The sequence below is a fragment of the Pseudacidovorax intermedius genome (assembly GCF_001476815.1).
Classification (GTDB): domain Bacteria; phylum Pseudomonadota; class Gammaproteobacteria; order Burkholderiales; family Burkholderiaceae_C; genus Xenophilus; species Xenophilus intermedius_A.
Genome location: NZ_LDSL01000029.1, coordinates 26,516 through 37,403 on the forward strand (window position 1 = coordinate 26,516; position 10,888 = coordinate 37,403).

Annotated in this window: 9 protein-coding genes; 4 read left to right on the forward strand and 5 right to left on the reverse strand. The window is 69.3% G+C overall.

The annotated features are described in order from the left end of the window. Positions 1-15 precede the first annotated feature (15 nt). Both NS331_RS03895 and NS331_RS03900 read right to left on the reverse strand, forming a co-directional pair. Entirely contained in the window at positions 16-1,509 is a 1,494-nt protein-coding gene (locus tag NS331_RS03895; RefSeq protein WP_058640697.1) for a DUF4178 domain-containing protein, read from the reverse strand. Positions 1,510-1,530: 21 nt separating this feature from the next. After that, a complete protein-coding gene (locus NS331_RS03900) occupies positions 1,531-2,571 on the reverse strand; it encodes an SPFH domain-containing protein (RefSeq protein WP_058640698.1) in 1,041 nt (346 codons plus the stop codon). A 141-nt stretch (positions 2,572-2,712) separates the two neighbouring features. Between NS331_RS03900 and NS331_RS03905 the strand changes: the two genes are divergently transcribed. The 4 genes from NS331_RS03905 (at position 2,713) to NS331_RS26570 (ending at position 6,401) form a co-directional block, all read left to right on the forward strand. After that, positions 2,713-5,082: an NADP-dependent malic enzyme gene (locus NS331_RS03905; RefSeq protein ID WP_440589364.1), complete on the forward strand. Its 2,370-nt coding sequence runs from the start codon at positions 2,713-2,715 to the stop codon at positions 5,080-5,082. A 235-nt stretch (positions 5,083-5,317) separates the two neighbouring features. Further along, the gene (locus NS331_RS03910; protein ID WP_058640700.1) at positions 5,318-5,734 is read left to right on the forward strand and encodes a guanyl-specific ribonuclease; all 417 of its coding nucleotides are present in this window, start codon (positions 5,318-5,320) and stop codon (positions 5,732-5,734) included. A gap of 71 nt (positions 5,735-5,805) precedes the next feature. Continuing rightward, the gene (locus NS331_RS03915; RefSeq protein WP_242873641.1) at positions 5,806-6,210 is read left to right on the forward strand and encodes a barstar family protein; all 405 of its coding nucleotides are present in this window, start codon (positions 5,806-5,808) and stop codon (positions 6,208-6,210) included. Positions 6,211-6,257: 47 nt separating this feature from the next. Then, a complete protein-coding gene (locus tag NS331_RS26570) occupies positions 6,258-6,401 on the forward strand; it encodes a hypothetical protein (protein ID WP_242873642.1) in 144 nt (47 codons plus the stop codon). Positions 6,402-6,591: 190 nt separating this feature from the next. On the opposite strand, the gene rsmA is transcribed toward NS331_RS26570, so the two are convergent. The 3 genes from rsmA to NS331_RS03930 form a co-directional block, all read right to left on the reverse strand. Beyond that, positions 6,592-7,368 carry a 16S rRNA (adenine(1518)-N(6)/adenine(1519)-N(6))-dimethyltransferase RsmA gene (rsmA, locus tag NS331_RS03920; protein ID WP_058640701.1) on the reverse strand — a complete coding sequence of 259 codons (777 nt, stop codon included), beginning with the start codon at positions 7,366-7,368 and terminating at the stop codon, positions 6,592-6,594. Positions 7,369-7,429: 61 nt separating this feature from the next. Continuing rightward, positions 7,430-8,899 carry a peptidylprolyl isomerase gene (locus tag NS331_RS03925; RefSeq protein WP_058640707.1) on the reverse strand — a complete coding sequence of 490 codons (1,470 nt, stop codon included), beginning with the start codon at positions 8,897-8,899 and terminating at the stop codon, positions 7,430-7,432. An 87-nt stretch (positions 8,900-8,986) separates the two neighbouring features. Continuing rightward, positions 8,987-10,888 (reverse strand): LPS-assembly protein LptD (locus NS331_RS03930; RefSeq protein ID WP_058640702.1); only part of this gene is annotated, 1,902 nt, incomplete at its 5' end.

Below are 10,888 nucleotides of genomic sequence, written 5' to 3' on the forward strand. Positions count from 1 at the left end.
TGGTGGAGGCGTCGCCTACTTGTGGCCGCCGCCGCTGGAATAGCCGCCGTAGGAGCCGCCCGAGCTGCGCCAGCCGCTGCCGGACGAACCACTCGGGCCGCTGCAGGTCGACAGCAGCACCAGCAGCAGGATGACGAGCAGCACGACCACGACCACCGTCACGCAGCCGACGCGCGAGGCCGCGCTGAACGGCGCCGCGTCGGCGCGCTTGAACTGGTCCTGGCGCGCCTCGAGCCCGAAGGCCCGGGCCACGGCAGCGCCATCCAGGCGCTTGCCGAGCGACCAGGTCAGCTCCTTGTCCGCCCGCTCCAGCGACAGCACCGCGCCGTTGGGCCCGGCGAAGTCGCGGTTGCCGGTGCGCTGGCCGCGCTCGACGCGCCAGTAGAACTCGCCGGCCACGTAGGTGGTCTCGGCGTCGTAGCTGTACTGCTGCCGGTAGGTGGTGCCCAGGTAGCGCGCGCTGGCGAAGCCGCTGGACACCGTCGGCGCGCCGGTGGTCGGCCGCACCAGGCTCCAGCCGTCCTCGGCATCGACCAGGAAGCAGAAGCCCTTCTGCCGGTTGTAGAGCAGGTATTCGCTCCAGCCGAACTGCTCGTCGTCACCGGGCGAGCGGCCCACGCGGTGCTGGAAGCCCACCACCTGCCAGTCGGTCCCTTCCAGCCGGCCCACCCGGCCGAGCGCGATCAGCGGCCGCACCGGCTCGTCCTGCACCGCGTACTTCAGTTCGGCGCCGATGCCGGCGCTCAGGTCGATCAGGCTCCTGCAACTGCCGCAGGTGACGCTCTTGCTGACCTCCAGCTGCACCGTCACCGGCGCGCCGCAATGCGGGCAGTTGAAGGCGCGGCCCTGCTCCTGCCTGCCCGAATCGCTGCGCAGGCCGGTCAGCTGCAGGTCGTCCAGCGCCACCTGCCGGCCCAGCCAGGCCGAGGGTGGCGTGCTGTCGTAGTCGAGGCTGAGCACCTCGCCCTCGTGATTGCGCAGTTCGACCACGCGGAAGGCGCGGCCCGGCTCGGGCAGCCGCGGCAGCTCGCCCTGGGCCGACAGCAGCGCGGCCTCGGTGTTCGACGCGACGGTGTACGAGCGGCCCGCGACGGCGGTGGTCATGCCCACGCGCAGCGCGTCGGCCGGCGGCGCGCCCTGGGGCAGCGCCAGCGGCTGCGAGAACACGTACTGGCCGTTGTCCTCGCTCAGCGTGCCCAGGCGCCCACCGTCCAGCTGGGCGATCCATTCCGTCCAGCGGCCGCCGTCGGTGCCGTACTGCAGCCGGCCGACCAGCGTGAAGGGCTGCTGCCCGAAGCGGCCGGCGGCTGCGAGCTGCAGCGGGCTGAAGTCCTCGAACAGCTCGGCCATCTTGCCGATGCGCGCCAGCTGCTCGCCCTGGCGCACCACCGCGCTGCGGCAATAGCTGCAGACGGCGTGGGTGGACTGCGCCGAATGGAATTCGACCGGCGCGCCGCACCCCGGGCATGGCGCGCGGTAATGGCGCTGGATGCCGCCCGGCTCAGCCATGGCGCAAGCGTGCGGCGCGGATCACGTCAGCTTTTTCAGCAGCTCGGTCTTCTTGGCGTCGAACTCTTCCTGGGTCAGGATGCCCTTGGTCTTGAGTTCGGCCAGTTTCTCGAGGGTGGACATCACCTCGGCGGGGCTCACGGTGGGTGCCGCGGCGGCGGGCGCGGCCGCTGGCTGCGGCGGCTGCTGCAGCCCCTGCCCCAGCGTGTTCGCCATCACCTGGCCCAGCGCCACGCCGGCGCCCAGCCCCATCGCATCGCCTGCCACGCCGCTGCCCTGGCCGCTGTTCTCGGCAAACACCGGGATCGCCTGGCCCGTCTGGTACTGCATGAACTTGCCCATGTCGTTGCCGACCATGCCCATGCCGATCTTTTGGTCCAGCACCTTCTGCAGCTCTTCGGGCAGCGACAGGTTCTGCAGCGTCAGCGCTTCCAGCTTCAGGCCGAGGCGGGTGAACTCGGGCGCCAGCTGGGCGGCCAGCGCCTGGGCGAAGCGGATCTGGTTGGCCGCCAGGTCCAGGAAGGGCACGCCGCTGCCCGCGATGGCGTCGCTGATGCTCTGCAGCACCAGCCCGCGCAACTGGCCGTCGAGGTCGCCTACGGTGTAGCGCTCGCGCGTGCCGGAGATTTCGGTGTGGAACAGCTTCGGATCGGCCACCCGGTAGCTGTAGTTGCCGAAGGCCCGCAGCCGCACTGCTCCGAAGTCCTTGTCGCGGATGGTGATGGGCTGCGGCGTGCCCCACTTCTGGTCCACCTGCTGGCGGGTGCTGAAGAAGTAGACGTCGCTCTTGAAGGGCGACTCGAAGAGCTTGTCCCAGTTGCGCAGGTAGGTCAGCACCGGCAGCGTCTGGGTCGTCAGCCTGTACATGCCGGGGCCGAAGACGTCGGCCACGGTGCCCTCGTTGACGAACACCGCCATCTGCGACTCGCGCACGGTGAGCGAGGCGCCGTTCTGGATCTCCAGCCCCGCCATCGGGAAGCGCCAGGCCAGCGTGCCGTCACCGTCCTCCGTCCACTGGATGACGTCGATGAACTGCTTCTTGATGAAATCCATCAGGGCCATGGCGCGACTCCTTGCATGCGTGATGAGGAACCACCGATGGTGCCATAGCCCGGCGACACCGCCTCGTGCCGGAACGGACGGTACGCCTGGAGGAACGAGTCCGCACGAGGCCCCGGCCTACAATCGGCGCCCCCTTTCCCAGTGAACCAGGCAGCGGCGTCGCCACGGAGACCGCCGCATGCGTCGAGGAGCAGCGTTCCCATGTCCGAGTCCCAACCCCTGAGCGCCGAAGACAAGCGCGCGGAACTTCGCCGCGCCGCACTCGAATACCACGAGCATCCGGTGCCGGGCAAGCTGGCGATCAGCGCCACCAAGCAGATGACGAACCAGCGCGACCTGTCGCTGGCCTACTCGCCCGGCGTCGCCGCGCCCTGCGAGGAGATCGTCAAGGACCCGGCCGCGGCCTTCCGCTACACCTCGCGCGGCAACCTGGTGGCCGTCATCTCCAACGGCACCGCCGTGCTGGGCCTGGGCGACATCGGCCCGCTCGCCTCCAAGCCGGTGATGGAGGGCAAGGCCGTCCTGTTCAAGAAATTCGCCGGCGTCGACGTCTTCGACATCGAGATCGACGAGAAGGACCCCGTCAAGCTGGTCGAGGTGATCGCCGCGCTCGAGCCCACCTTCGGCGCCATCAACCTCGAGGACATCAAGGCCCCCGACTGCTTCTACGTCGAGCGCGAGCTGCGCAAGCGCATGAAGATCCCGGTCTTCCACGACGACCAGCACGGCACCGCCATCACGGTGGCGGCCGCCATGCTCAACGGACTGAAGGTCGCCAACAAGGACATCGGCCAGGTCAAGCTGGTGGCCTCCGGTGCCGGCGCGGCCGCCCTGGCCTGCCTGAACCTGCTGCTCAAGGTCGGCCTCAAACGCGAGAACGTGTTCGTCACCGACCTGGCCGGCGTGGTCTACGAAGGCCGCACCGAGCTGATGGACGAGGACAAGGCCCAGTTCGCCCAGAAGACCGAGGCCCGCACGCTGGGCGAAGTCATGGAAGGCGCCGACGTCTTCCTGGGCCTGTCGGCGGGCAACGTGCTCAAGCCCGAGATGGTGGCCAAGATGGCCGTCCGGCCGGTGATCTTCGCCCTGGCCAACCCCAATCCGGAAATCCTGCCGGAGCTGGCCCACTCGGTGCGTGGCGACGTCATCATGGCCACCGGCCGCACCGACTACCCGAACCAGGTCAACAACGTCCTGTGCTTCCCGTACATCTTCCGCGGTGCCCTGGACTGCGGCGCGACCACCATCACCGACGAGATGGAGATCGCGGCGGTGCATGCCATCGCCGACCTGGCGCAGGCCGAGCAGAGCGAGCGCGTGGCCGCGGCCTACGTGGGCGAGAAGCTCAGCTTCGGCCCCGAATACCTGATCCCCAAGCCCTTCGACCCGCGCCTGATGATGAAGATCGCGCCGGCCGTGGCCAAGGCGGCGGAAGAATGCGGCGTGGCCGCCCGCCCCATCAAGGACATGGACGCCTACCGCGACAAGCTGGAAAGCTTCGTCTACGCCTCCGGCACCACCATGAAGCCCATCTTCGACGCCGCCAAGCGCGCCGCCAAGAAGCGCGTGGCCTATGCCGAGGGTGAGGAGGAACGCGTGCTGCGCGCCGCCCAGATCGTGGTGGACGAAGGCATTGCGCGCCCGACGCTGATCGGCCGCCCGGCCATCATGGCCCAGCGCATCGAGAAATTCGGCCTGCGCCTGCAGGAAGGCCGCGACTACGACGTCGTCAACGTCGAATGGGACGAGCGCTACCGCGACTTCTGGCAGACCTACCACCGCATGACCGAGCGCAAGGGCGTGACGGTGCAGGTGGCCAAGATCGAGATGCGCCGCCGCCTGGCGCTGATCGGCGCGATGCTGCTGCACAAGGGCCACGTCGACGGCATGATCTGCGGCACCTGGGGCACCACCCATGCCCACCTGCCCTACATCGACAACGTGATCGGCAAGCGCAGCGGCGCCTCCATCTATGCGGGCATGAATGCGCTGCTGCTGCCCGAGCGGCAGGTCTTCCTGGTCGACACCCACGTCAACTACGACCCGACCGCCGAGGAACTGGCCGAGATCACCATCATGGCCGCCGAGGAAATGATGCGCTTCGGCCTCAAGCCCAAGGCCGCCCTGCTGTCGCATTCCAACTTCGGCACCAGCGCGCACCCCAGTGCGCTCAAGATGCGCCAGACGCTGGCGCTGCTGCGCGAGCAGGCGCCCTGGCTGGAAGTGGATGGCGAAATGCACGGCGACGTGGCCCTGGACGGCCGCCAGCGCATGAGCGTGATGCCGCACAGCGCGCTGGCCGGCGACGCCAACCTGCTGGTGTTTCCCAACATCGACGCCGCCAACATCTCCTACAACCTGCTCAAGACGGCGGCCGGCGGCAACATCGCCATCGGCCCGGTGCTGCTGGGCGCCGCAAAGCCGGTGCACATCCTCACCGCCAGCGCCACGGTGCGCCGCATCGTCAACATGACGGCGCTGACGGTGGCGGACGCGAACGCCGACCGCTGAACGTTCGCGCCGCGGGGCGCGGCACATCGCCACGCCCGCCCCGCCACATCGAACTGCACCACCTCGGTGCAAACCCGCACGAAATGCCAACTTTTCGGCCTTGTGCGGGACTTTCCCATTGCCCAATCCTTGGGCATTCGCTTGCTATTTGAGCAGCAGTGGGGCACACTGGCGGGCTTGAATTTGCGGGTTAACCCGTAAATCGCAGTCCCGTTCTTTAGCTTTCCGGTGCCTCATGGCGGTTTTCGCCTCGATTTCTTCCCCGGTTTCCAAGTTCACGCGCGTCGGCGTTCTTGCGGCAGCCATCTGGGGTGGATTGGCGGGGATCCCCGCCTCTTTCGCCCGGGAGACCACGGACCGGGGCGCTTCGATTGCACTGGCGGAACTGCCTCCCCAGGGCCAGCAAACCTACCGATCCATCCTGCAAGGCGGTCCCTTCCCTCACGAGAAGGACGGCACGGTCTTCGGCAACCGCGAGCGGCTTCTGCCCCGCGAGCCGCGTGGCTTCTACCGCGAATACACGGTCAGGACGCCCGGCGCCAGCAACCGCGGTGCACGGCGGATCGTCTGCGGCGGCGAGCAGCCCAGCCGCCCCGAGGCATGCTGGTACACGGCCGACCATTACGCCAGTTTCAGAAGGATCGTGCCCTGATGCGCACGGCATGGATTGACGCACCCACGCGTCCGGAACCAGTCTTGACCAACATGGAAAGAACAGCGGAGATGAATCAGCAGCCTCTCAAGGGCGTGCGGCCGAACATCGTGCAGTCGATTCGCGCCTTTCGCGTCGCGGACCTGCAGCAGGCCGCGCAGGAAGCGGGCCACCACTTCCTCTATGCCAACCTGGCCCAGGCCCAGAGCAAGCAGGACGTGCTGGACCTGATCGCCCAGCAGTTCACCTTTCCGGCGCATTTCGGCAAGAACTTCGACGCGCTGTACGACTGCATGACCGACCCCTTGCACAAGTCGGGCCCGCAGCCGGGCTTCGTCGTCGTGCTGGAGCAGATTCCGGCCCATGCCAAGTTCGACAAGGAAGCGCGCGAGCAACTGCTCGACATCTTCCGGGACGCCGCGGACTACTGGGGGGACCGAAAAGTGCCCTTCCGGTGTTTCTATTCTTTTCTGTAGCCCGTTCTGCACAATCCGGCCAAGCAGAACGGGCCAGCGAGGCCCCGGTGACGACGAGCGCCACCGCCGTCGACGGCATCGACCTGAGCGGCGACGAGAAGATGCCCACCGACAAGCTGGTGGACGTCACGCCCCAGGCGCTGCGCATGAGCAGCCCCTTCAACAGCAGCTACTGGTTGTCGGCGGCCTGAGCGCCGCCCACACAGCATCGGCGCCGCGCCCGCCGCGGGCAGCGCCATGAAAAAGAAACCCGCCGATGGCGGGTTTCTTTTTGCCTCGGCGGCCCGTGGGGGTGCGCTGCTTTGGATCGGGAGTAACGCGCGCGCTCCCGCCGAAAGCACCGCTGTCAGGGCGATCTCGCCCCTGCCGCGGCACATGCCGTCAGTCGGCGGCCCTCGCCGGCACCGCCTGCGCCAGCGCCACGTATTCCGCCACCGGCACCTCCTCGGCACGGCGCTGCACGTCGAAGCTGCCGCCGGCGCCCTGCTCGTCCAGCCAGCGGCCCAGCGTGTGGCGCAGCAGCTTGCGGCGCTGGCTGAAGGCCAGCTGCACGATGCGCTCCAGCTGCTTCGGATCCACCGCCGCCGGCGCCGCGCGCGGCACCATGCGGACCACGGCGCTGTCCACCCGCGGCGGCGGGTCGAAGCTCTCGGGCGGCACGAAGAGCACGTTCTCCATCGCGTAGCGCCACTGCAGCATGACCGACAGGCGGCCGTAGTCCGAGGTGGCGGGCGCGGCCACCATGCGGTCGATCACTTCCTTCTGCAGCATGAAGTGCTGGTCGACGATGCGCTCGGCAAAACCCAGCAGGTGGAACAGGATGGGCGTGGAGATGTTGTAGGGCAGGTTGCCCACCACGCGCAGCGGCTGGCCGGCCACATCGGCCAGGGCGCCGAAGTCGACGCGCAGCACGTCGGACTCCACCACCTGCAGCTGCGGATGGCTGCGCAGCCGCGCCGCCAGGTCGCGGTCCAGCTCGACCACGGTGAGCCGGCCCAGCCGCTCGACCAGGGGCTGGGTGAGGGCGGCCAGGCCCGGTCCGATCTCGACCATGGCGTCGGACGGCCGCGGCGCGATCTCGCGCACGATGCCGTCGATGATGGCGTCGTCGGTCAGGAAATGCTGGCCGAAGCGCTTGCGCGGGGCGTGCGTCTTCATGCGCGCGGGGCGGCCAGCGGCCGGCAACGGCGCCCGAGGCGGCGGGAAGCGGGAACGCGGCTCACGACGTCGGCGGCTCCCGCATTTCCACATAGGCCCTCTGGCGCACTTCCTGCGCCCAGGCTTCGTAGGCGTCTTCCATCTTGCGGTCGCGCAGGATGTTGCGGGCCGCCTCGCGCAGCTCGGCCGGGTTCAGCTTGGCATCGCGCCGGCCCTCGACCTGGATCAGGTGCACGCCGAAGCGGGTGATCACCGGGTCGCTGATCTGGCCCGGCTGCAGGCGGCTCATGGCCTCTTCGAACTCGGGCACGAACTGGCCGGGCGTGGACCAGCCCAGTTCCCCGCCCTGGCGGGCGCTCACCGTGTCCTGCGAGTTGTCGCGGGCCAGGGTGGCGAAGTCGGCCGTGCCGGCCTGCACGCGGCGCTTGTAGTCGGCCAGCTGGGCGGCGACCTGCTCGGGCGTGCGCGTGCCGTCGGGACGGATGAGGATGTGGCGCACCTGCGTCTGGGTGACCACGGCATCGGGCGAGGCCGCGCTCTGCTTGGCCAGCACCTTCAGCACGTGGAAGCCGGCACCGGAGCGCACCGGCCCGACGATGCTGCCCACCGGTGCCGTCTGCGTGGATTCGACGAACAGCGGCGGATAGCGGTCGGCCGGGCGCAGGCCCAGCACGCCGCCGGTGGCCCGGGCGTCGGGCGCGTCGGACAGCTGGGTGGCCAGCTGGGAAAAGTCCTCGCCGGCGCGGGCGCGGCGGGCGATGTCCTCGGCGCGCTTCTGGGCGTCGGCCACCTGGGCGGGCGTGGCGCGCTCGGGCACCACCACCAGCACCTGGGCCAGGTTGATGTCGGGCACGGCCGTGCTGGCGGCGGCGCGCTGCTCGCGCAGGAACTGGTCGATCTCGTCGTCGCTGACCTTCACCCGGCCTTCGAGTTCGCGCTCGCGCAGGCGGGTCAGCAGCAACTGGTCGCGCAGGTTGTTGCGGAATTCCTCGCGCGACAGGCCGGCCTCGGCCACGCGGCGGCGCAGCTCGGTCAGGCTGACCTGGTTCTGGCGCGCCACGACTTCCTCGGCCTGGTCGATGGCGATGGTGTCGATGCGGATGTTCAGCTCCTTGGCCAGCTGCAGCTGGGCCCGCTCGGAGATGATCTGCTCGAGCACCTGGCGGTTGAGCTGGTCGCGCGGGATGCGTTCGGCCTCGGGCCCGGCCTCGCGCAGGATGCGCTCCACGCGCTTCTGCACCTGGGTGTTGGTGATCGGCTCTGAATTGACCAGCGCGACGATGTATTCGGCGGCGCGCTGGCCGGTGGCCTGGCTGCCGGCCGAAGCGGCGGGCGGCAGCGTGGTGGTGGCCGGGCCGGCACGCATGATGTCGGTGATGCCGCGGCGGGCGGGCGCGGCCTGCGGCGCGGCAGCCGTGCCGCTGCGGCCCTGGGCCTGACGGGCACCGGCGCCGTTCTGCTGGGCCTGCACGGCCGGGGCGGCCAGCAGGGCCGCGCACGACAGGGCAAAGACGGAAAGCGGGAATCTCATGGCCTGGGCCTCCTGGATCAAGCGCCGCGCCGGAACCGGCGGGCGGATGCGGGCTGGGTCACGCCGCAGAGGCGGGCGTGGTCCTGCTCACTCATAGTTGCTGAAGCGGCTCGGCGCGAGCGTGGGCTCGCGCAGCGAGCGGTAGCGCGGCACGTTGGTTTGAAGCGTGCGCATCGGGCTGGTTCCGATGCTGGTGAAGCCCATGAACTCGATCTGGAACATGATGCGCTTGGTGGCCGTGGCGACGCCGGTGCTCACCTTCTCCAGCACCACGCGGCCGATGTAGCAGCAGCCGTCGTATTCGACGCCCATGACGGCGTCGGTCACCACCTTGTCGCGCAGGCTGTAGTTGACGCGGCCGACGGCATACCAGCGTCCGCCGCCCAGGCCACCGCCGGCCTTGGGCGTGCCCTTGTCGCCCCACAGGTCGTTCAGCGGCCACTGCCAACCCAGGTCGATGGACTCGTAGCCGGCGTTGTTGGTGGAGATGCGGTCGTCCTGGTAACGGTAGGCGGCGCTGAGCGTGCGGTACGGGCCCGGCGTGTAGCGCGCGGTGATGGCGCGGCGCTCGGACTTGTCGCGCTGCGGGTTGTACTGCACCGCGCCCTCGACGCTCCACTGCGGGTTGATATTGACCTGCGCGCCGGTGACGATGTCCGAGGCGCGGTCGGTGGAAGGCGTGCCGCCGGGCAGCGTCACCAGCTGGTCGGAGAAGCGCCAGCGCTGCGCGATGCCGATGCGGCCGCGCTCGAAGCCGTTGTCGGGATCGATCAGCCGCGAGGTCAGGCCCACGGTGGCGGCGCGCGTGGACGAGATGCGGTCGTTGCCGGTGAACTCGTTCTCGGTGAACAGCGACGCCAGGCTCAGGTCGCTCTTGGCGGTGTCGTACACCGGCAGGCGGCTCTGGTCGCGGTAGGGCGTGTCGACGACGAAGAGGCGCGGCTCCAGCGTCTGGGTGTACGAATTGCCGAACAGGCGGGTCTCGCGCTCGAAGGTCATGCCGCTGTCCACGCTGAACGTGGGCACGGTGCGGTTGGCCGAGGTGGCGCCGTTGGACAGCGGGCCGTCGAAGCTGTAGCTGGTGCCCGACAGCGTGAGCTTGGGCGTGACGTAGTAGCCCGGCCGCACGAAGGGCCGCGACAGCTGCACCTGCGAGAACAGCCGGTCGGCATTGGGCTGGCCCTGCTCGGCGGCGTTGGCGCGGAAGCGCGTCAGCTCGTTGTTGAAGCTGAAGTCGAAGCCGTTCCAGTCGTACAGCGCGTAGTTGGCGGTGAGCTGCGGCAACCGGTCGTAGGCCGGCAGGATGGGCGCCGGCGCATAGGTGAGCGTCTGCCACTTCTGCGCGAACAGCCGGCCGCTCCAGTCACCCTTGGTCCAGTTGAGCGAGCCGTCGGCCGAGAGCTGGCGCGAGGTGAGCGAGGGCGTGCGGGTGAAGTCGCGCCAGTAGTCGTCGTCGCTCACCCGGTCGATGGCGACACTGCCGCTGAGCGTGTCGGTGCCCAGCGTGCCGGCGTCGAAGTTCTGGCGGTGGCGCAGCCACAGGCCCCAGCGGTCGCGGCTGCGCAGGCGGTCGTCGGGCATGACGTCCAGCCGCACTTCGCCGCTGTAGTCCTTCTCGAGGTAGCGGAATTCGTTGGCCACGTTGACGCCGCGCTTGCTCATCACGGTGGGCGTGAAGGTGGCGTCGCGGTTGGGCGCGATGTTCCAGTAGTAGGGCAGCGTCAGCTCGAGGCCGTTGACGTTGTCCACGCCCACCACCGGCGGCAGCAGGCCGCTCTTGCGCTGGTCGTTGAGCGGAAAGCTCACGCTCGGCAGCGCCGGCGAGCTCAGGCCCATGAAGTGCAGCTGCACGTTCTCGGCCACGCCCACGCCTTCGCCGCTGTCGGTGCGCAGGCGTTCCGCACTCAGGTACCACGCCGGCTTCCAGCCGGGCTGGTCGTCCTCGCGGCGGCAGGTGGTGTAGGTGGCGCGGCGCGCGACGGTGCGGTC

Excerpts from the sequence above, each read along its gene's own strand:
- NS331_RS03895 (WP_058640697.1), bottom strand. The coding sequence starts at position 1,509 with ATGGCTGAGCCGGGCGGCATCCAGCGCCATTACCGCGCGCCATGCCCG.
- NS331_RS03915 (WP_242873641.1), top strand. The coding sequence starts at position 5,806 with ATGAATCAGCAGCCTCTCAAGGGCGTGCGGCCGAACATCGTGCAGTCG.
- NS331_RS03910 (WP_058640700.1), top strand. The coding sequence starts at position 5,318 with ATGGCGGTTTTCGCCTCGATTTCTTCCCCGGTTTCCAAGTTCACGCGC.
- rsmA (WP_058640701.1), bottom strand. The coding sequence starts at position 7,368 with ATGAAGACGCACGCCCCGCGCAAGCGCTTCGGCCAGCATTTCCTGACC.
- NS331_RS03900 (WP_058640698.1), bottom strand. The coding sequence starts at position 2,571 with ATGGCCCTGATGGATTTCATCAAGAAGCAGTTCATCGACGTCATCCAG.
- NS331_RS03925 (WP_058640707.1), bottom strand. The coding sequence starts at position 8,899 with ATGAGATTCCCGCTTTCCGTCTTTGCCCTGTCGTGCGCGGCCCTGCTG.